This is a genomic window from Paraburkholderia phenazinium (assembly GCF_900141745.1).
GTDB lineage: Bacteria > Pseudomonadota > Gammaproteobacteria > Burkholderiales > Burkholderiaceae > Paraburkholderia > Paraburkholderia phenazinium_B.
Map to the genome: position 1 here is coordinate 4108995 of NZ_FSRM01000001.1, position 21770 is coordinate 4130764.

General features: G+C 57.7%; 14 protein-coding genes and 4 pseudogenes. 6 read left to right on the forward strand and 12 right to left on the reverse strand.

What is annotated here, in order from left to right:
* Positions 1-3: 3 nt before the first annotated feature.
* The 4 genes and pseudogenes from BUS06_RS18420 (at position 4) to BUS06_RS18435 (ending at position 7359) form a co-directional block, all read left to right on the forward strand.
* The gene (locus BUS06_RS18420) at positions 4-525 is read left to right on the forward strand and encodes a hypothetical protein (RefSeq protein WP_074265565.1); all 522 of its coding nucleotides are present in this window, start codon (positions 4-6) and stop codon (positions 523-525) included.
* A gap of 1896 nt (positions 526-2421) precedes the next feature.
* A pseudogene (locus tag BUS06_RS38780) lies at positions 2422-2547 on the forward strand (ESPR domain-containing protein); the annotation flags it as partial.
* A gap of 45 nt (positions 2548-2592) precedes the next feature.
* Positions 2593-6858, forward strand: coding sequence for a YadA family autotransporter adhesin (locus BUS06_RS18430; protein ID WP_429439812.1), 4266 nt, complete (start codon positions 2593-2595; stop codon positions 6856-6858).
* A gap of 30 nt (positions 6859-6888) precedes the next feature.
* Positions 6889-7359 (forward strand): outer membrane protein assembly factor BamE, encoded by a 471-nt coding sequence (locus tag BUS06_RS18435; protein WP_254368871.1) that lies wholly within the window; start codon positions 6889-6891, stop codon positions 7357-7359.
* Positions 7360-7785: 426 nt separating this feature from the next.
* On the opposite strand, the gene BUS06_RS18440 is transcribed toward BUS06_RS18435, so the two are convergent.
* From BUS06_RS18440 to BUS06_RS38785, 3 genes and pseudogenes are all read right to left on the reverse strand, one after another.
* A protein-coding gene (locus tag BUS06_RS18440) for an IS3 family transposase (protein WP_143787546.1) occupies positions 7786-8969 on the reverse strand; the annotation gives its coding sequence in 2 pieces (ribosomal slippage) (positions 7786-8705 and positions 8705-8969; 1185 coding nt in all).
* Between the two features lie 1040 nt (positions 8970-10009).
* Positions 10010-10210, reverse strand: a pseudogene (locus BUS06_RS38195) (IS256 family transposase); the annotation flags it as partial.
* Positions 10209-10421 (reverse strand): annotated as a pseudogene (locus BUS06_RS38785) (IS256 family transposase); the annotation flags it as partial. The pseudogenes BUS06_RS38785 and BUS06_RS38195, both read right to left, overlap by 2 nt.
* A 146-nt stretch (positions 10422-10567) precedes the next feature.
* Here BUS06_RS38785 and BUS06_RS38790 point away from each other — a divergent pair.
* Positions 10568-10861: pseudogene (locus BUS06_RS38790) on the forward strand (porin); the annotation flags it as partial.
* A gap of 465 nt (positions 10862-11326) precedes the next feature.
* Here BUS06_RS38790 and BUS06_RS18465 read toward each other — a convergent pair.
* The 4 genes from BUS06_RS18465 to BUS06_RS18480 form a co-directional block, all read right to left on the reverse strand.
* Positions 11327-12031 carry a substrate-binding domain-containing protein gene (locus tag BUS06_RS18465; RefSeq protein ID WP_074265570.1) on the reverse strand — a complete coding sequence of 235 codons (705 nt, stop codon included), beginning with the start codon at positions 12029-12031 and terminating at the stop codon, positions 11327-11329.
* A gap of 55 nt (positions 12032-12086) precedes the next feature.
* Positions 12087-12509, reverse strand: coding sequence for a GlcG/HbpS family heme-binding protein (locus BUS06_RS18470; protein ID WP_074265571.1), 423 nt, complete (start codon positions 12507-12509; stop codon positions 12087-12089).
* 180 nt (positions 12510-12689) lie between these two features.
* Positions 12690-13355 (reverse strand): dienelactone hydrolase family protein, encoded by a 666-nt coding sequence (locus tag BUS06_RS18475; RefSeq protein ID WP_217272811.1) that lies wholly within the window; start codon positions 13353-13355, stop codon positions 12690-12692.
* A gap of 132 nt (positions 13356-13487) precedes the next feature.
* Entirely contained in the window at positions 13488-14444 is a 957-nt protein-coding gene (locus BUS06_RS18480; protein WP_074265572.1) for a WD40/YVTN/BNR-like repeat-containing protein, read from the reverse strand.
* Between the two features lie 1454 nt (positions 14445-15898).
* On the opposite strand from BUS06_RS18480, the gene BUS06_RS18490 reads away from it, so the two are divergent.
* The gene (locus BUS06_RS18490; protein ID WP_074265574.1) at positions 15899-16564 is read left to right on the forward strand and encodes a TetR/AcrR family transcriptional regulator; all 666 of its coding nucleotides are present in this window, start codon (positions 15899-15901) and stop codon (positions 16562-16564) included.
* Positions 16565-16699: 135 nt separating this feature from the next.
* Here BUS06_RS18490 and BUS06_RS18495 read toward each other — a convergent pair whose 3' ends face one another.
* From BUS06_RS18495 to BUS06_RS18515, 5 genes are all read right to left on the reverse strand, one after another.
* Complete coding sequence (locus BUS06_RS18495) at positions 16700-18307, reverse strand: class I adenylate-forming enzyme family protein (protein WP_074265575.1); 1608 nt, start codon at positions 18305-18307, stop codon at positions 16700-16702.
* A gap of 8 nt (positions 18308-18315) precedes the next feature.
* Positions 18316-19095, reverse strand: coding sequence for an SDR family NAD(P)-dependent oxidoreductase (locus tag BUS06_RS18500; protein ID WP_074265576.1), 780 nt, complete (start codon positions 19093-19095; stop codon positions 18316-18318).
* Positions 19095-19955 carry an amidohydrolase family protein gene (locus BUS06_RS18505; protein ID WP_074265577.1) on the reverse strand — a complete coding sequence of 287 codons (861 nt, stop codon included), beginning with the start codon at positions 19953-19955 and terminating at the stop codon, positions 19095-19097. Before BUS06_RS18505 ends, BUS06_RS18500 begins: the two co-directional genes overlap by 1 nt.
* A gap of 757 nt (positions 19956-20712) precedes the next feature.
* Positions 20713-21060: a hypothetical protein gene (locus tag BUS06_RS18510; RefSeq protein WP_143787547.1), complete on the reverse strand. Its 348-nt coding sequence runs from the start codon at positions 21058-21060 to the stop codon at positions 20713-20715.
* Positions 21061-21086: 26 nt separating this feature from the next.
* Complete coding sequence (locus BUS06_RS18515) at positions 21087-21536, reverse strand: hypothetical protein (protein WP_074265579.1); 450 nt, start codon at positions 21534-21536, stop codon at positions 21087-21089.
* Positions 21537-21770: the final 234 nt, after the last annotated feature.

Here is a 21770-nt window from a genome sequence, read left to right on the forward strand (position 1 = left end):
CGGATGGCGACCAATACGGCGGTTACCCTGCTTCCTGATGCGGGGCCCCTGATCACGCTCGCCTACGCCGATGCCCTCGATCTGCTGCTGAAACCCGGCTGGGCAATCGAGCTGGTCGACATGGTGCTGCACGAGGTCACACGCAATGAGACGCCGACAAGCGCACGTATCGCTGCATGGATGCGTGACAGTGGCGTTCCGGTTGTCGAAACGAAGGTCTGTCACCATTACTGGCAATCCCGCACCCTCTCACCCGGTCGCAAGGCGAATCTCGGTGAACTCGCGATACAGGAAGCGATGAACGAGTTTGGCCTTGTTGCCGAACGAACCGGCGTCTTTCTGTTCGAGGACCACAAGATCGCTCGCACCAGCTTCCTGTTGCCGGATAACTGCCGCAAGGTCTCAACCCGCGCGTACCTGCTGTTCCTTGAGCAGCACGGTCTGATCGAATCGGCAGCCGATATCGAGCGCCGGGCAATTCGGGCCGGGCGGCATTTCTCGCAGATCCGGTTTCCGCCGGAATAACGCTACTGTCGCCGGTCGCACACGGGCGACAGCAAAGGCCCCTGTCGCAGACTGCTGGATTCAAACATTGGATGACTTGAAGAACCGCGAAAACGAGTAAGCGGCTCGGCTAGCGACGCATCCTCGCACGGCACTAAAGCGCTCGGTGGACCGCGTATGGTGCGGACTTAAGATGGCGGCAACCTACATGCCTGTCTCTTACCACGCAACCGGCGCGCAAGAGCAATCAAGGGCTAGATGCAATCAAGAAAAAGGCGCGGCACCCAGTCTAGAAGACGTACCAGTATTTTCGAACATTTTGCATGATTTATCCTCGACGGATTGGAAATTCTCACATGACGCCGCTGCTAGCGAACATATTCGCAACGCACATTCAGGCAGCTTTCGAGACATGTCAGGTACGCGACATTCGCCCTCGGCAATGCCGGTGGGGTATGCGAAATCGATAACGCCGCGGCAACGATGCCGCTACCAGACGTCGCGGCCGCGACCGCAAGCTCCAGCAGCGATATCTCGTGATCGTCGTGATAAAGAAACACCCCACAGCCTGCGAACCCGTTTCATAAGGACTCCCACCTATCTACCATAGGAAATACAGCCATCAGATAGCGGATGCTCCACTGCCTGTCGCAATACAGGCGTCCGCCACCGATTGCTAAACGCAAATGCACGCGCGCTTCGCCCTGGTTCAGAACCGTGGCCCGACACATTCGATCTCACAGGAAGGAGCGATACAACGGTGTGGCTGGAGCGGTCCGTCCGCCGACATGACGACTCAAACGTCGGGGGCACCCAGACAACGGGCATTCACCGCTTCTATTGTTTCGTTGTGCCGTCGGTCGAAGCGGTCGTTCCGTTAGTAGATGGCGAGGCATGGTGTGTTTCGTGCGGGGCAAGAGCAAGAGCCTCAATGCCCGCGATATCCAACGGTTTGAGGCAATGCCACATCTCGGTCAGAATCGCGTCGCATGAGGGGTAAATCGTGATCATGTTTTCGATCCATCGCTCTACGTCAGTCAGGCGTCCGTCCTTCGCAAGAACTGCGACTTCCCGCGATCGCTCTCTGGCGGCATGCCAACGGCGAGCCGGTGATTGAGTCGTGAGCGGTTCGCGCGCCTTAACTCCTGACCCGCAAAGCTTGGTGCGCGCACAGCGCGAAAGCGAAGCTGCGTCGGCTTCGGACAGGCCGGTTTTTATGTTTTATTGCCTCCGGATATGCGTTTTGCGATTGCCCAATTGTTAAATGTTCTGGTGCTTCGATTTCAATAGGTTTTAGTAGACAAATGAAAAAGCCTATGCGAGAGTTTCGTCTAATACTTACAGGAACTTACCTGCCTGGAACTGCAACACGGAAACCCGACTTTGACGGGAATATTTTCCGGTTGTCAGCTCGCGTAGTGCGGGAAACGGTGCTGAAACAGGAATAGCTTACAGCGCGACATGAGCGTTCGCCATGCTGCGCCGAAAAACGACGCAGTACTTCATTGGGGCGGAAACTATGAGTATTCCGGACACGACGGCGCAAGGCAAACGTTTGCCAAACCAGCCATCGAATTTAGACCGGCAATTTACGCCTTTTCGCGTAATTGGCACCGATAAGCCGTCGCTGTTCGGACCTTCATAAGCCTATGGCCCTCTGCGGCCTGTACTGCCAGGGTGCCAGAAAATAGAAGCGTCCTGGTCGTCCCTCATCGATAACTTTCTCATGTGAATTCTCCAGACAGGAGGATGGCGCTCGTTCGTATTTAGGATGTCTAAGTGTTTGTGTCAGACGTGTGTAAATTTATTTACCCGTAATAAATCAATTCAACACCAACAATTACCTTTCTGCTTATATGTGTAGTTATCCTAAAGAAAGGTGATGGTGAATACACGCAATATTGAACAGGAAAAAATATGAACAGGATATACCGGTCGATCTGGAATAAGGCACTAGGCGCCTTTGTAGCTGCATCGGAGCTGGACAGGTCGCGCGGCAAGTCGGGGGCCAGCGCGGCTGTATGCGACGCACGCAGCAGCCGGCGCAGAGAGCTCGGCGCTTTATCGACATATGGCTTGGCGCCACCGATGATCCCCTTATCGTTGCTGTTGGCTTTCAGCACGTGGGGTGGACAGGCCCATGCGCAGTCCGTGAGTTGCGCGTCGACTCCCTACAATTTCTATGACGGCACTGCTTCGTGCATGGGGTTTCAGGCGTCGGCCACCGGGGCTGGGACCACGGCGCTAGGCGCAAGCGCGATTGCGTCGGCGGTGCAAGCTACGGCGGTTGGTTACCTCGCCACTGCGTCGAATCTCTACGCGGTGGCTCTCGGCTATCTGGCAACGGCTTCAGGCCAAGGCGGAGTGGCGTTGGGCTCCCAAACAATCGCAAGCAACATCAACGCGGTCGCAATCGGCGTTGACGCTGCTGCCACCTCGGCTGGCGCCAGTGCGCTGGGCACCTTCGCCACTGCTACGGGTGGGAACTCAACCGCGGTCGGTGTCAGTTCCGCAGCCAACGGCAACTATGCGTTCTCCGCGGGCTGGTCGTCCGTCGCCACCGGGCCAAACGCGATCGCAATCGGTAGAGGCGCCCAATCCACGGAAGGGATAGCAACAGCGAGCACACTTGCCGTTGGCATGAACGCCATCGCCAGCAGTACTTCCGGTGCAAGCATTGCCGTGGGCCAGGGCGCGAATGCCTCTGCCACAGGTACCGGAGGAGGTTCGCCTATCGCCATTGGCGTCAATGCCACAGCAAGCGGAGCCGGTAACGTGGTGCTTCCGAACGGCAACACCGCCACGGCCTTCGAGGCGCTTGCGGTAGGCAATGGCGCAAGTGCCGCGGGAGAGCAAGGTGTAGCGATCGGCAACTCCACGAACGCTGGCGCAACGTGGAGCACGGCCGTCGGCAGCCTCGCCGGCGCAACGGGTGTCCAATCGACGGCCGTTGGGGTATGGTCGAAGGCTACGGGTGTCGGTTCCACCGCGTTGGGTGGCGGCGGCATCAGCGCCGCTACGGCGGTCCGGGCGACCGCTGACGGTGCAACCGCCATCGGCGGCAATGCGGGAGCAGGCGCTGCGGCAACGGCCACCAATACCGTCGCCATCGGCGGACAATCGACTGCAAATCAGGCCAGTGCCATCGCCGTCGGGTTGCAGACAAATGCAACCGGAACCAACGCCATTGCTATCGGTGCGGCGTCCAACGCGACGGCCAGCGATACAGTTGGCCTGGGTTATAACGCACTAGCGAATAGCACAAACGCGGTTGCGATTGGCCTCAATACCGTCAGCAGTGGTGCCAACGCGGTCGCCTTGGGCAATACTTCAGAAGCGCTCGCCGCCTCGACGGTAGCGTTCGGTGACAGCAATACCGTAGCGGCAGCAGCCGGCACCGGTTCGATTGCCGGTGGACACAACTCGCAAGTGGTAGGCGGGACAGGCGCGGTTGCGCTCGGTGAGGGGCAAACCGCGAGCGGCAACGGCGCAGTGGCCATTGGCGATCCGAACACGGCCACCGGTAACGGCGCAGTGGCGATGGGTGCCGACAATATCGCAAACGGCAATGGCGCGATCGCGTTGGGTAACACGAACGTGGCGACGGGAGCTGGATCGGTCGCGCTCGGCAACGCATCGCAGGCCAATGTCGCGGGCTCGGTGGCGATTGGTAATGGCGCCATTGTCCAGAGCGCCGCGACGAGCGGCGTGGCGCTCGGGTCGGGCGCCACGGCAAGCAGCGCCAACGGCGTGGCGCTGGGCCCGAACGCCGTGGCGAACAATGCCAACGATGTGGCACTGGGGGCAGGCTCGACCACGGCGGCGGCCAATACAGGGACGACTGCACTGTTTGGCGGTACCGCAGCAGGCATCGCGAAGACAGCCTCCGGGGTCGTCTCCGTCGGCAGCGCGGGCAACGAACGTCAGATCCAGAACGTGGCGGCAGGCGTGATCTCGTCGAGCAGCACCGACGCGATCAACGGATCGCAACTGTTCTCGGTCGCGACCGGCGTAAACAATCTGGGCAGCGCGACGGCGAGCGCACTGGGCGGTGGAGCGACATACAACAGTTCGACAGGAGCGATCAGTGCACCGAGCTATACGGTCGACGGCAATACCTACACAAACGTGGGCAGTGCGCTGGAAAGCATCAACAACTCACTTACCGGCGGTGGGATCGAGTACTTCCATGCGAACTCGACGCTTGCAGATTCAACGGCGAACGGTACCAATAGTGTCGCTGTCGGTCCGGTTGCGGTCTCCACCGGAGCGTCTTCAGTTGCAATCGGCAATGGTGCGCAAGCCAGTAATGCGAATGACGTCGCTCTGGGGGCGGGATCCACAACGGCGGCCCCGCATACCGGAACGTTCGACATGACGGGTGGTACAGCAGAGGCGACTGCACCCACGTCTGTCGTGTCGATTGGCGCAGCCGGATCGGAGCGGCAGCTCCAGAACGTCGCAGCGGGTGTCCTGTCAGCGACGTCGACCGACGCCGTTAACGGCTCGCAACTGTTTTCGGTGGCGAGCGCGGGTAACACGACCGGGTCGACGGTCGCTTCGGCGCTGGGCGGAGGTTCCACTTACACACCGGGCAGCGGTGTCTCGGCACCGAGCTACACCGTGCAAGGCAGCACCTATAACAACGTCGGCGGTGCGCTTGGCGGGTTGAACACCAGCCTCACTAACATCGAGAACTCCCTCACTAACATTAATAACGGCGCGGGCATCGAGTACTTCCATGCTGACTCCACAGAAGCGGACAGCCAGGCAACGGGCACCAACAGTATCGCCGTGGGCCCCGAGGCGGTAGCCAGTGGAACTGCCAGCTTCGCGGCAGGCAACGGTGCGCAGGCAACCGCTGACAACGCCATGGCGCTGGGAGCGCAGGCCACTGCTTCTGTCGCGGGCGCAATTGCAATAGGCTCGGGGTCCGTATCTAACCGCACGATTGTCCCCGCGCAAGGTTCGATTGCGACCGGCAGCTACGTGATTCCCTATAACACCACCGACGAGACGCTGCTGGGTGCGGTGTCGTTCGGAACCACCAATGCGTATCGCCAGTTGACCAATGTCGCAGACGGGACGCAACAGCAGGATGCCGTCACCGTGCGGCAACTTGCCGGAGCATTGTCCTCGTTCGCAGTCACGCCCATTGAGTACTTTCACGCCAACTCGACTGAAGCAGACTCGCTGGCCGTAGGCAGCAATTCAATCGCAGTTGGACCGACCACGGTGGTCAATGGCGACAATGGTGTGGGGATTGGCAACGGCGCCATCGTCAATTCGAACGCGCCGGGTGGTGTCGCGATCGGGGAAGCAGCGAGTTCGAATCAGGCCGACGCGATCGCGCTGGGTAGTGGTGCTAACGCAAGTGGCGCACAGTCTGTCGCGCAAGGTGCGAATGCCAGTGTCACGGCTGTGGGAGGCATCGCGCTGGGTTCCGGCGCGCAAAGCAGCGCCACCGATGCAGTGGCGCTAGGCGCCGGTGCATCCGCAACCTATGCGAACAGTGTCGCACTGGGAGCCGGGTCGGTGACGACGGTCGGTGCATTGTCGAACTACATTGCTTATGGTCTGAGCAGCCCCCAGTCCTCAGCAGGGGAAGTCAATATCGGAAACCGGCAGATCACGGGGGTTGCAGCAGGGAGCGTCGGGACCGACGCAGTCAACGTGAGCCAACTCCAGGCAGTTCAGCAGCAGTTGACCACGCTGATCAACAACGCGAACGGCGGCAATGGTGGTTTCCCGTCCACGTCGGGAACAACAACAACCCCGCCTGCGTCAACGGGATCCAATTCGGCCGCGGGCGGACAGGGGGCAGTTGCTTCGGGAACCAGTAGCACGGCTGTAGGCAACAACTCGCAGGCTACCGCCACCGGGTCGACGGCCCTGGGTCAAGGGGCGACGTCGACAGGATCCGGTTCGGTGGCCATCGGTGCCGGTAGTAACGACGAGGGTCGCAGCAATGTGGTCTCGGTGGGGTCGGCCGATTCACCACGGCAGATTACCAATGTCGCTGCCGGCACCGCACCCACTGACGCCGTCAACGTGCAGCAACTGGGAAGCGCCGTCGCACAGGCAAATGCATATACGGATAATCAGATTCAACAGCTGAAGCGTGACGCGGATGGGGGAATCGCAACTGCGATGGCTGTCGCAGGATTGCCGCAACCTTCCGGGCCGGGAAAAAGCATGGTATCGGTCGCCGGCAGCGTTTATCGGGGCCAGTCAGGCCAGGCGGTCGGCATTTCCACAATCTCGGATAACAATCACTGGATCTATAAGGCTGCGGTTTCGACCAATACGCAAGGCTACTATGGCGCGGTCGTGGGTGCAGGTTACCAGTGGTAATGGACATAACGAAGCTTCCAGGTGGCGTCAATGCAGCAACTATGGGTGACGTCATTCCGTTTCTCGCTGCGGCCCATCTCGCGTGCCGCCGCCTGTTCGATGAGAGATGCAAACATGAAAAAGCAATGGAATCTTGCGCTGTCTATCACGTTACTTTCACTGATCGCGGGCTGCGTTGCCGATGGTCCGCCGAAGTTTCCGGATTCTCAATCCGCGACGCAGGCGGGCGGCACCTTCGTCAACCTGGATAACCTGCGCAATGTGGAGCCAGGCCTCACGAAGGACCAGATGTTCGACCTGCTCGGACCGCCTCATTTCCACGAGTGGTTCGTCGGAGGGCATGTCTGGAACTACCTGTTCGATTTTCGTCAAGGCGGAAAGATCGTTACTTGCCAGTATCAGGTGCGATTCGACAAGCAGATGAAGGTGAGCGATACGTACTGGCGCGACCCTTCATGCGCGGATTTTCTTTTGACAGCGGGCGGAACACCGGCGCCGTAGGCTCCCGTTGCCGGACATTCGTCGACGTCGCCTTGCCGTCGCGAATGTCCGCTCCCTCCGAACACTTGCGTCCCCATGCGAATCGACGGACGGCCGCTGTACGTTGGAAGCTGCCGTCAGGTCGCGCTGAGGCGACAGACCGAAGCGGGTCGCATTCTGTCCGTCGCGAAGCTTGGCTCCCGCGTCGCGATGCTGATTGCATGAGACGCCGCTCGTCCATGAAAGGACATCGACGTGTGCGACCGAAATTATCAACGGACGAGATGCCGCCGCCGACGAATTTACTCTCCAGCATTGACGCAAGGCAACCGTAGCAAACGTTGTATGCGCTGGATTACGGTGTAAAGGTGTGTGACGTTGTTAGAGCCCCGCGCATGCGATTGGGGTGACCTTGCCCCCGTTTGACGAATCCCATAGCTGGGTGAATTATGCGGCTTCGCCTCTATGAGCCGCGAACCAGTTCTTTTCGAATGTCATGGGGCTGACGTAATCGAGCGTTGAATGTAACCGGCGCGCGTTGTAAAAACCCAGCCAGTCAATCACCTCATCCATTGCTGCCCGCCGGGTGGGGAAGTGTCGTCCGTGCATGCGTGCTACCTTCAGCGAACCCCATAGACTTTCCGTCGGCGAGTTATCCCAACAATTTCCACGTCGGCTCATCGACGAACGCATGCCGTAGGCCTTCAACGCGTCCTGAAACAGGCCGCTGCAATACTGGCTGCCCCTGTCGCTATGCACGATTACGCCGGCGTCAGGGCGACGCCGGAACCACGCCATTCGCAATGCGTCCGTGACCAGTTCAGCCTTCATGTGCGGCTGCATCGACCAGCCCACCACCTGCCTGCTGAACAGGTCGATGATGGCCGCGAGGTAGACCCAGCCTTCGGCTGTCGCCAGGTACGTGATGTCGGTCGTCCAGACCTGGTTCGGTGCGTTAGCGGTGAAGTCGCGCTCCAGCAGATTCGGCGCCACCGGCAAATCGTGGTTCGAGTTCGTCGTCGCGATGTACTTGCGCTTGTGGCGGGCTCGAATGCCATGCTGCGCCATCAGTTTGCGAACCCGTTCTTTGCCCACGCGCACGCCTTGCGTGAGCAACTCCTTCCACATGCGAGGCCAGCCGTATTCGCCCTTGACCTGCATGTGAATCGCCTTGACTTGCGCGAGCAGTGCATCGTTGCTTACGCGGCTACGGTGCGGCTTGTCGTGCGCGGTGCGTTGCCGGCGCTGATGATATCCGCTGGGACTGACTTCCAGCACTTCGCATAGCACCGAGACCGGCCAGTGGTGTCGATTGCGCTCGATGAACGCGTACTTCACATCGATTCCTTCGCGAAGTACGCTGCGCACTTTTTTAATATGTCTCGCTCCATCTTCAGGCGCGCTACCTCCGCACGCAGCCGCGCCAGCTCCATCTGCTCCGCGCTCACAGGCTTCGTGCCTGCTCTTGCCAGCTTGCCTTCCCGGTCAGCCTTCACCCAGTTGTACAGCGTCTGTTTAACCACACCCAGGGTCGCCGCCACTGCTGCCATGCTTTGCCCGGCTTTGACCAGTCGGACCGCTTCCAGCTTGAACTCGAGCGTGTACTGTGCCCGCTTTGCCTTGCTTGTCATCGTTCTTCTCCTTGCTTGAGTTTACCTGCTCAGCAAGGGATTCGTTTTTCGGGGGCAAGCTCAGGGCGATATCTATGGTATCCACAGTCCAAAGCTTATGCTGGAGTCTCACTCTTTCTATACACGTAGACGGCAATAATCGTTGCCGCGTGCGAACGCAATCAACCGGAACGGAGCCTGAGCATTCGAATCCGTCTTTTGACAACGCCGATATCGCCTCCGAAATTGGCATGCCGACAGTCACCCGTTTATGCACCGTTTCCACCAGTGCCTCCTGATTTGGTGTATAGCAAGAAGTCAAGGTTAGGCAAATAGTCAGGGCGATAAGGAAAGTTCGCACCATGTCATGTCGTCGGGCCTGTGAGGATGTAAGCAACTTTCTGAAGAGCGAGTTCGAAATTGAGTGGAGACTCCAGCGCTGCCCAATCATGACGCGCTTCCCGTTGGTTGTCGATTGCGAAATATGGGAGGGGTGTCCTGATAAAGTCCGTACGCGCTTTGCACGCACTGCTGACGACTGCTTCCGGGAATCGCAACCGACCGTTGTGGGCGCCCTGAGCCGATCGCCGCTGGGCTCAGTGCGGCCGCGTCCAGTGGTCCGGCATTGTTGCCCAGACCGTCGACAATTGGCTAGCGACGGCTAGTGCTCTGCCGGAACGATGCTGGAGATCAAAATCCGTCCCTTAGAGTCAGCAAAGCAGTTGACTGCAACATATTCGCCCGGCGCAGCACGAAAAGAGGCCTGAAACTCGACCTCTTGGCCCTCGACGCGACAAACCAATGCTTCCCTCAGCGCAAATCCTTCTTTGGGACCGGGTCGCAAATGATCTATGCGCTCAATTCTAGCGACGGCAGAACGCATCGACCGATCGGGAATGTTGTTGCTGAAATAGGGTCGCCATATCGCCAGTCACGCGACAAGAAACAAAGCTGCGAACACCCCTACGTAGCGCACGAGGTACTGAGGCCTGCGAGGATAAGGTCCCCACTGATGAGATATGGTCAAGAGTGGTGTTCGGGCGGTTTGATGAGCGGCGATTTCAAGCGGCGGGTTCCTGCTGATCCGGTCGATCGTCTTGCACCGGTTCGCCGTCTTTGAAGGCAATGCCCTCCAACAACAGCTTGATCTGTTCGGGGCCGTTGATACGGCCCCAGGTTTTCTCGGCTTCCTCGATCAGCTTGAATACCAGACCGAGGAAGGTGGGTCGTGATACGCAGTTGCGCGTACGCGTAGTACGGTGTCAACACTTCGCGTTCCGGCAAATAACCTTTGCGCACCACGGCGCGCTGCCCGTGCAATGTCTTGACGTTCTCGAACCGCTCCAGCAGCGCCAACAACTCCGCTTAGATTGCCTGCTGAATCACCTGCCGAGCCCCGTGCCGAACCAATTCGTCCAGCCCCAGACCGACTCCCGATAGTCCGACGACTTCTTTTTCTGTAAACTTGCTCATGGTGGATGGTTTGTTGTTTGCTAGTTTCCGATTTCGACAATCAGATTCTCAGGTAAAACCTCCACCGCCTTCAATCTCCCGCTCCCAAACTTCCCCGCACACCAGAATCGAGCTTATCTCACGGGAGACTGGGTTCGCCAGATGAGCTGTTCGGTCGACAGGCGTATGTTGGTCCGTCGAGCGACAAGGCCGGCACGGTTACGTTCGGTCGTCAATACTCGCCCCTTTACGACACAATGGGCGATGTGTTTGACCCGTTGACCGTGGGCGACTACTGGCAAGACAGCTGGGTGTGGAATGGCATCGGCCCGTACCTGGAAGTAAACAACTCGGTTAAGTACAAGGCGACGTTCAATGGCCTGACTATTGATGCCATCTACGGCTTCGGCAAAAATGCCGGCTCAGTCGGTCTGGGCAGCACGTACGGCATGGAGCTTACGTATGCAGTCGGCCCAGCATCGCTCGACACAGGCTTCCAGCAAACTTCCGTTTCAACTGCGGAGGGCAGCCTGGTCAACGGTGCAAAGATTACTCGTTCACGAAGCGCACGGAGGTTTACGCCACCGTGGACTTCGCGCGCGGCAACGGAGCGTTTGCTGCCGACTATCCGGGCACAACCAACACGAGCACTGGTGTTGTCGAGAAGATTGGCCGTACCAACGACGTTGGCGCAACGGTCGGACTCCGGACAATGTTCCGATTCCCCAATCCGACAAGTTCGACTCCGGACCTGTCTGGACTATCGTCGTAGGCCCGGGCGAACCGGTGGGCGAGACGCAATACACGCGGAGCAAAACTCTTCGAAAACCGGCGTTGACGCGACCGCCCCGGGTATGATTTTACCCCGCCCGTTTGGGCGGCCTTTTTTGGTGCTCTCCGGAAAGCGCAATCGCAGAAACCGCGTGTCAGACTGGATCGAAGCCGCTTTCCCGCCGCGTGCTCTCCTGAAGCCCGGCTGTCAGGAACGCAGCAAAATCCTCAGCAGCCGGCGCTTTGTCGATGACCCCCAGCACATATTCCGTCGCAAGATGGAACGCTTCCGGCAATGGGCCGACGAACAATACCTCGGGGATTTGCAGAACTTCGCTACGCTGCGCGAAGGCAAGCACCCCCTTGCCTTCGACGCCAGCAAGAGCCGCGACCGCCTGTGCTCCACCCGGAAATTCGACAATGTCAGGACGCAGCTTACCTCGGAGATCAAACGCCTCAAGCACGTATATGAGATGACGCCCTACCGTCGACTGCCGCGTATCACCGGTGTAGACGGCATCCACTTCACTCAAGGTCCGTCGCAGCGCATCGACGGTGGAAACCTGGAACGCGCCCGCATCGCCCCTACAGGCGAAACAAGTCGTCGTCGAGCCGAGCGAGCCACCCGGTGTCACGCGTTGCGGAAACGCCTGCTGGAGGCGCTGAAAAAATGCGGAAGTCAGAATCGTTAGACCGCAATCCTCGTGCGTCCGCATAGCTTCGCTCACGCGGTCGAAGGTTGTCCCCACCGCAGCAAAATCCGAAGACAATTTGATTCCATGGCTAGCGAAAAATTCATCGCACACCCTCCCGATCAAACCGCGTGCCGCACCGGCACTTTTAATACTAAGCTGTTGCATCAATTCTCCGATTCATTGATTTTCCTGGGCGACGGGCAGCGCGGTTCTCTCTATGTCACTCCTCAAGGCTGACGGTGGCGAGCGCGGCCAGCGCGCATTTTTCATCATTGTCAGCAGTGTCTCCGCTAATTCCGATGGCACCAAGTACGCGTTCCACAGGGTCGAGAATGAGTACACCACCCGGAACCGGCACGACGTTGCCGTCAGTGAGTGCCGCAATCGCCGCGAAGAAGTGCGGCACCTGGCCGACCCGTTCAGACATTACGCGGGTCGACTGTCCAAGCCCCAATGCGCCACGCGCCTTGGCGGTCGCGATTTCGGCACGCATGTTGCCAGAATTGTCTTCGCGCTTTAACGCGGTCAGGTGGCCGCCGCGATCCAGTACTGCGACTGTTATCGGGTGCAGATTCAGTTTGCGCGCCTCGGACAATGCAGCGTCAATAATCCGCGTGGCTTGCGCCAAAGTAATGTCTGTCATGTTAGTACTCTTGGTGATGCCGGTTTAACGGCTTGATAAGTTTGCCTGGCGAAGCAGACAGTATTTCGAACACCGTGGACGGGTCCCCGGATCTCATACCCTGCTCGCATGTGAGCGTACCCGGATATGTTTGGACGGCTCGGAGAACGACAACGGGCCTCCTCGACAAGGCCGCCATTCTCATCCAAGATAATTGTCCAAGAAAGCAAGTGTGCGCCTCTGCGCGAGGTCGTAGTCAACCTGGCTGAACGGCGCACGAACATCGCAGCCGAAGCCATGCCTTGCGCCCGGATAGACGCAGATTTCAACCTCCGGCCGAGCCTGCCGCAAAGCTTCTACATCCATCATCGGCACGGACGCGTCCTGTTCGCCAAAGTGCAGCAGTGCAGGACAGTTTGGCTCTTCATCGCGCAGGGCTGCTATTCCACCGCCGTACCAGCCACAGGCGGCCTGAAAGACCCGCGTCCGGGTCGCGCCAAGCCACGCGACACAGGCACCGAGGGAATAGCCGACGATGCCGCACCGGGATGTCCCAGGTGCGACGGCAGCCGCTTCAATATCCGCGACCGTTTCGGAATCCTTCATCCGGGTGCGGGATTCACGGCCCCTGAGCCTTTCCTCCTCCGAATATCCCATCTCTATACCACGTTCGATACGGTCGAACATTGCGGGTGCTACGACCTTGTAGCCTTGCGCCGCGAAGCGATCCGCAACATCGCGGATGCGCGTATTGAGTCCGAAGATCTCCTGCACGATGACCAACCCGTAGGCAGCGTCCTCGGGGCCCGCCATATAACCCGACAATTCAAACCCGTCTTTCGCACACAACTGAACTCGGCCTCGCACGTTATCGCTCCATTTGACTTCAGCTATTGATGACCTGCGTACAGTTCGGGTGGTATCTCGCAGAATCCGCAACGCCAACCGACGTTATCCCTGCGGTGATCCAATGGAAAACTGGTGATTGCGGCAGAGTGATCATATCCATGCCCATTCCAGGCTGCGAATATCGCCGAACTCTTGCTTCACTTTTGTCCACGTGACGCCTCCGTCTTTAGAACGGAAAACCTGCCCGAGTTTGCTGCTGCAGAAGATTAGATCCGGATTCTCGGGATGAGGTGCAAACTTCCAGAGCGTGCTGTTGAGCTCGAACCGCATCGGAACCTTGCGCCACGTGTCACCGTGATTGTCGCTGCGGAACAGATTGCCCCAGGAGCCCGGCGGCCCGTTCCCATTCGTGACGAAAATCGTTTGCGGAGCATGAGGCATAACAATCACAGAGCGTGTGTACTGATCAGACGCATCCAGAGGAATGTGAGACCACGTCTCGCCCTGGTTACCGGTCATGTGCAGACCTTTGTCCGTCGCGGCGAAAACGCGCTCCCTGACCGGCGAGACAGCGAGGCCGTGAATGTCCCCGGATATCAGCCCGCACGTCGTCTGCTTCCACGTCTCGCCACGATCGCCCGAGCGCCAGATGTAATCGATCTCAACGCTACCCCAGATCGTGTTCTCGTCCTTCGGATCAAAAACAAACTTGGTGACGCGGGGATAGACTACTGCGGGGCAGCTCTGCGCCAGTCGTGCGGAAAGCCACGTCCACGTTTTGCCACCATCACTTGAGCGATAGAAAGCAGCCGGGTATCGTGTCCCGGCGAGGATAAAGTCAGGGTCCGAGGGTGCTTGGGCAAGTGCCCAAACGGGCGTCCTGCTGAACTCATTGAACAGCGGAACCCACTCCTCGTCTGCAGTACGCCAACGCATAATTCCATTATCGGTACCTGCCAAAAGTTCGCCTGGCCGTGCAGGATGCGAGCTCAATGCCCAGGCGGGCGTCACCGGGTAATGAATACCCTTTGTCATTCTTCTCCAACTCACGCCTTCGTCAGAGCTTGCCCATGCCATCATCGTTGCAGTACCGACCACGATTTGCATCCGCGCCTCCTGTGGGATCGTTTGGCCTCATTTCGTAAGATCGAGTTATAGACGAAGGTCCGAGGAAGCCGGTAACCAGAATGCTTGCAGAGTTACCCTTTTGTTTGATCGAAACCAGCCTCAAGACATTACCGGGCAAGAAGAAGAGCGAGCCGCGGGTACCCCGGTCACTGAACAATCCGTAGAGCCTTAAGCGTTGGGGCTCCACGGTGGAAATCGTGTTGCTGGAATTGCAAAGACATGGCAGCCTCTTCGTTTTGCTGTCTCCCCAGTTTCATTTTGCTGCCTCTCGCAACGGAGGTTGTCGAGCCGTATGCGCTGCAAGATCGTGGGTTTCGGGAGGCGAGCTCACGTGGGTGGCGCCAGGTATTGGTCATGTACCTGGAGTGCTCGCGCAGGCCTCTAAAGACGTTGGACTATCTGATCAGGATGAATCGCCCGCATCGGGCAGTGCCTCGTCCAATGATCCTGCTCAAAACGCTCGCACAACTCACCTCAGCGCGGGGACATTCGGTTCTGTTCGTGGCAAAACTGGGAGAGAAAATCACTGGTACCGTAGGCATGAGCCTGCTTGATACTCACGTGGGCAATACGGCACATCCGTACACGGCAAGTACGCTCGCCGCGTATCGCGGTCGCGGGATTCAGGTCGAACTGCTCCGCGCAACACAGGCCGCACCAAACGGTGCGCGAAGTCGGACGCCCGTCACGAGATGGTCGCTGCGGAGATTTCACGGTCTATACTGACCGAATCTCCTCCATGTCTCATTTGATATGGACTCAGCCCGCCGGCTGGCGGGTATCTTTTGAACTAACATTTTGTCGAACGTCGCAGATGTGCTCTTCGATGCACCTTCCGGCCGGTTTCTGGAATCCATGACACCGCGAAGCGCGCCAGAGCATCCTGACTAGCGATCCAGCCGCCCCCGAGTTGATCAGCTGACATTTTACGAGCCATCAATTCTCTGCCCTTCGGGCCGACCACCATCCGTTCTTCATCGCTAGCGCTGCAATTACTGCGGCTTCAAATGGATACGCGAGACGGATCCGGCTAAGCCGGATAGAGTCGAGTGAATCTGCCTTTATCACATCCAACACCGTGCCTCCTGTGCGGCGGACTCCTCTTCGCTATCGCCGACCATTGAACGCCCGAGCGCTTCGGACGACAGGGACAGGTATCCCGCGCGTCCCGAGCCATTAGCGGCGACGTTTATCCTGAGCGGTCACGGTACGCCCCGAAGGACGGAGATGAAAAGTCCTTTGCGCGCCGGGAAACCCGGCCCGCTGTGCTTTTAAAGAGAATCACAGGTGTGCCCGTGCTGAGGAACAATCGTGTCGGCACATGCAGCACACTATCCGCCCACTCCACCTCCGATTCAAGGACAGGCAAACACGTAATCGATGATGCTATGATTTGAAACCAACGCAACAGACCATGTCCCGTGCGGGTTTCCATGAAGACTGCAGATACTTCCGAAAAAGCAACGCCCGAGAAAGCGGCCGTTACGCACAGGCGCGTCATCAAATCAAATACGCGGGACGAGTCCCTCGTACAGGAACGGCGCAATCATCTGGTCAAGGCCGCAATCACTGTCTTCATTGAGAAAGGTTTTCACGAGGCAACCGTCCGCGACATCGGCAAAGCTGCCGACATGACGCAGGGGACGATCTACAACTATGTGAAGTCAAAGGACGATATCCTTTATCTGGTCTGCGACAGAATCATCACGGAATATCAACTGAAGGTCAAACGTGCTATCGATGAAGTCGATGATCCCGCAGCGCGTATCAAGGCAGCACTGCGCGCCACCAGCGAGATCGTTCACGACCACGAGAACGAAATCCTGTTGATCTACCAAAACAGTCACCTGCTCGACAAGCGCTCACGCAAGGTCATCCTCGCGCGCGTCAAGGAGTTTATCCAGATGTTCGAGGACATCGTGACACAGGCGTCATCCCAAGCAAAGATCACCGTGCGCAACCCGCGTATCACTGCCAATATTGTCACCTTTCTGCCCACCATGATTGCGCTGCGCCGCTGGTCACTCCGTGAGCGGGCAAAACCTGCAGAGGTAATCGAAGAACTCAGTAACTTTATGGCGCGTGGGCTCGGATTCTGACACGAGCTAACGACCAGCCGAAATTGTGTCCATTACTCCTCTCGCACTGAAAATAGTTGATACCGCACTCCAATACGGGCCCGAATCGAAACGGTGGCCGTAGAGTCCCAACAGGTTAAACCACCGTTTTGGATATCAGGACACGCTGGCGACAAGGTCCGTGCGCTTGATCTTGCCAGTCGGTGTCATCGGAAACTCGTTGACAACAACCAGCTGCTCCGGCAGTTTGTAATCGGCCACCTTGCCTCGCAGAAACGCAACCACCTGCTCCAACGTTACTTCATGACCGGGGCGCAACGTTGCAAAAAGGCAGCCCTTCTCGCCAACACGCTCATCAGGAACACCTACGACGGCGAGTTGCTGGAACGCTGGATATTCATAGAGAATCTCCTCGACCTCGCGCGGGAAGTACTTCTTGCCACCGCGGTTGATGATTTCCTTACGACGCCCCACGATTGCGACGTTGTGTGCATCATCGATGAACTTGCCAAGGTCACCCGTTAGAAACCAGTCATCACCGGGGAAGCTCTTGCTGTTTTCCTCCGCATTATTCAGGTAGCCGAGGTGAATCGAAGGACCGCGAGCTGCAATTTCACCTTCCTCGAACAGATCTGCACGCGTTCCATCCGGCCTGAAGATCTCGAGTTCCAGACCTTCCACGACCCGTCCGACGGTCCCGTTGACTGCCAGCGGATCGTCACCTATCCGCGTGTAGGAGTGAAAACCCGTTTCTAGCATGCCGTACAGTTCGACCAGCGCCGTTTCTGGAAGCCTTCGTTGGAACATCCGAATCGTCTCTACCGGAGCGGAAGCACCACCCGTAACTATCACACGCAACGAATCGAGTTTCCGGCTGTCTATCTCATCGTGCCCGAGCATCGCCATAATTGATGCGGGTGCTGTCGGAATATAGGTTACCTTTTCACGCTCGATCAACGCGAGTGCTTCTCCCGACGAAAATCGCTCCATCAGGTATGCCCTCGCGCCCGTCATGATTGTCTGCAGAAGTGTCAGGTAACCCCAGTTCAGACCAACGGGCAAATAGGCCAGGAGGACATCCGACTCGCGTACAGCCATGTCCTTGCTGAGGATCATTGCCGCATAGAGCGTCGTGTTAGTGCTATGAAGGACCGCCTTCGGGTTTCCCGTTGTCCCAGAGGTGAATGCCATCCGAATGATCCTGTCGGGGGACACTTTCACCCATTCCCCGGACGCTAGTGACTCGTGCCGCGCAAGATTGGCCATCGACGAAACGTCGGCGTCGGAAACATCGTCGACGCAGATAATTGTGAAATCCTGGCTGCGTGTTCTAACGTCCCGTGCCATTGGCAAGTACTCGAATCCGCGCATCTGTTTCGCGCACACATAGGCGACGGACTGCGAGAACTTCATGATGTATTCGAGTTCCGAAGCGCGAAAATCCGGACTGATCTGATTTGCGATCGCCCCGATGAGTTCAAGCGCGAAAAAGGCAACCGGAAATTCTACCCGGTTCGGTAGCTGTAACGTCACGACGTCGCCCGAGCGGATACCAACGCTTCTGAAGAACGTCGCACAACGGGTTACCTCATCCGCTAACTCTGCGTAGCTAAGGCGCCGATTTCTGTCAGCGAACACTTCCTTGCCGCCGTAACACTTCGCGGCTTCAAACAGGACATCGTGAAAGGACTGGTCAGCCCAATATCCAGCCGCTCGATATTGTCGAGCGCGCTCCTCGCATGGAAACTGTGTAGCCTCAATCATGATGCACCTCAACGAGTAGCCCGGAAAAGCCCGCCGTCGACCTGCGTCGTCGTGCCCGTAATGTACGAGCCCCGCGGTGAGACAAGTAACGCGACCAGATTCGCAATGTCCTGCGGGGTACCGATTCTGCCCAGTGGAACTTCCGCGCAGAGCTTGGCCTGTACGTCATCCGCCGGCTCATCACCGGCTGCGAATACCTTCTGCAGCCGCGGCGTGTTGATATATCCTGGACAGATCGTATTGATCTTGATCTGCTTGGCCGCCAGTTCAAGTGCCAAAGTCTTTGCCAATCCGATTACCGCCGACCAGGTTGCAACCGACAGGCCAAATTGCGGAATTGGCTGGATCGCGGAGATCGCGGTGATGTTGAGAATGCTGCCCCCTCCTCTCTGCTCCATTGAGGGAACGACCTGACGGATCATGCGGATGACGCTAAGCAAATTCTGTTCGACCGCTCTCTCCCACGCCGCATCGTCAAAAGAAAGAACGGGCCCCAACGGGGGCGCACCTGCATTGTTCACAAGGATATCGACGCCACTGCATTCGTCGAGGGTCCTACCAACGATTTCCTGGCAAGCGGACTCCGTTCGAAGATCCGCCGCGACTGGAATTACCCGGGCCCCGGTCTCCTCTGCGATCCGGCGAGCGCTCGCAAGGAGCGGCTCCTTGCGTCTTGCCGTGATGACCACGGTCGCCCCTTCCATCGCCAGCGTGTGTGCGATGCTATAGCCGATGCCCTGGCTGGCCCCTCCCACAATTGCGATCTTATCCTTCAGGTGCAAGTCCATCAGTTGTCTCCTTCACCGAGAAAATTGCTCGCATTGCGCCAGAAGACCTTCTCCAGTATTTCCTCGGAATATCCCTCCGCTTTCCAGTCAGTGACGAGCCGCTCATACGTGTAAAGCGGAATGTCTGCACCAAACATCACGCGGTCCTGCAGACGCCTCGAAATGTCATGTTTTAGTTCGTGCGTGAAGTACTTGGGCGACCACCCGTGCAGTTCATACCAGATATTGCGTTTGTGCATGAGCACCGCGATCGTCTCGGCTTGCCATGGCCAGCCCGGCCTTGCTGCAACGATTTTCAGGTCGGGATAGGTGGCCGCGACAAAATCAAGGTGCCTCGGATGGCAATTATCAAGAATGATGCCGCCACCGCCAGGCAGCCCCGCTCCCAGACCGGTAGTACCGACAAAAATCAGGGCTGGAATCCCGGCCTCGATACATAGTCTGTAGTACGGGGCAAAGGCCTCGTCGCTCGCCGGGGCCGTACCGGACGAAGAAACTGCAAAGCCAACGAAACCTGGAGCCTCGTCGATACAGCGTCTGAGTTCGTTCACACCGGCCGTTCCGCTTTTGTGCGGATCGATGTGAATCCAGTGTCCGACAACAGACGATCCGATTTCGCGCTGTGTCGCGAAGGCGTAGTCGTGCAATGCCTGCATCTCGTCGAGTGGCAGAAATTTTGCAAAACCAAAGTCAAGGATGGCGCGCGCATTGTTCTTCGTAAAGTACTCGGCCATTTCCCATTCGGACATGTAGCGCGGTTCAGAATTCCACGTCTTGCGCTGCTGGGCCAACTCCTGTTCGGTTCTCAACGGAAATCCGCGCCTCGTAGGCCAGTGTGAATGTACGTCGATGATCTTCATTCTTTCTCCAGTATCCGAAGAATACTTGCTCGCAGTACCACGGCCCTACGTGCGAACTCCCTGCTTCCAGCTGGCAAACCAATGTGACTGAGCGCTCAGTTTATGTCCGGAAATAGTAAAAGTCAATTTCACGGTCACCTCCTCCGTCACCCTGATCAACACGCCAGTCGACGCTCCGATCAACGTCGTGATCCTCTGAACGGCAGGGCTTCGGGACTCACGCGCCGCCCAGTCGTTGACGCAACGAGACTCGCACGGCAGTGGGGCAGACAAGCGCGTGTTTTCCAGCTAGCGCCCCTTGAAATGCCTTCTCGTTCAGAATTTCACCCAGCCAGACCCAGTGGCAGACCTCTGCAAAGCGCCAAACAGCCTGGTATCCTGAAGATCACTTCCATGGACCTCCCGATCGAACCACGACCGGGTCTGCCTGACGGCCGCCGGCCATCTCGCTCGCGCCCGTGATTCCGGGTACGCCTGAATACCAGGCATCACACTGAAAGTAAATTTCAAGAAAGCAACGACAGTCGGGGGCGGTTAGGGCCATTGTTGCGACTATAGAAGAATTATTTCCGAATCGAGCGATAAAGTCAGGTGCACTCTGTGTCGAAAACAGGTCTATCTTCCCAGCGTTTAATGCCTGGTTAGTAACGCGCGCTCATACAGCGTCCGGTCGAGTGCGACCTGGCCGTAATTCGCCAATCGTCCCAGTCGTTGACTCCAGCTTGCTCTTTTATTGAGCCGACCGAAGAGATCACAATCAATTCAATAGCATCAGCCTGATGGCAAGCTTTAGCGCTGCCTGCTGTTTTTTGAAGTAACAGAGGAGGTCAAACTTTCCGGATATTTCTTCAGCCGGTATGGCGAACACCGCATTAGCTCCCGACACCTCCAGGGTGTAAACCTCTTCCAGAGCATTGAGCTGCCGATAATGAAGACGAATGCCTGTGACATTTGTGTGCGGACTTGCTCGCACCTGCAATTGAAGGAGCTGCCCGACTGAAACCTGGCTGGGTGGCGTGTGGATAATGCTTGGGCGCGCGAGGGCCATCGGATAATGCTCCTCCGCAGGTGGTGCGGCTTTTCTCGCCAGGTTTCGGAGCAGCATACTTGCTGACCTTGCCCGTTTTCATGCTAGAAAGCAGGAAGCCGCAAGTCTAGTTCTGTACCGCGCCATTCCTGGTTACCTCCCAGTTTTGACCCTGCCCTTGATACCGCCGCCTCAATCTGCGAACCAATGCCGTCGAATAATTCAGCAGTCTCGTGTGGCCCCTGCTTTGCCGATGCATGGTTCTGTACGACGTTTCGAGCCGCTTCGGCTGGGCTAGCGATGAAACTCTGGTCGCTCGGGAGTACATCTTTATAGTCTGCGATTAATCCGCCTGGGTTGATTTCGGGCCAGATGTACATGTTTGGATCTGCGAGGTGAGCGGCAGCAATTTCGGAGACAACACACCTTCCGGCGTGGTAGGTCGTTGATACATCCGCGGCCGCATCCCCAAAGCGGCTGCGCAGCTCAGTCATCCACACATCTTCCGATGCGGTGGGGTTATAGCTCAACCGTCCCCAAAGCAAGTAAAACATCCAGTGACGCTCAAACTCCCAATTCCAGAATTTCCGATCGTTATGAGATACGTATTGATTCTTATCGAAGATTTCCCATTTTCCCGGTCCGTTGCCATAGCCTTTTTGCGCCAGAGGGGCATCGATCTCAAATCCAGTACTATCGGACAGCGAAAACGTAGGTACTGCGCGTCGTACATACGCGGGATCGCCCTATAGTAAAACTCGGTTCTTCGAACCCGTGGAACTGGACGT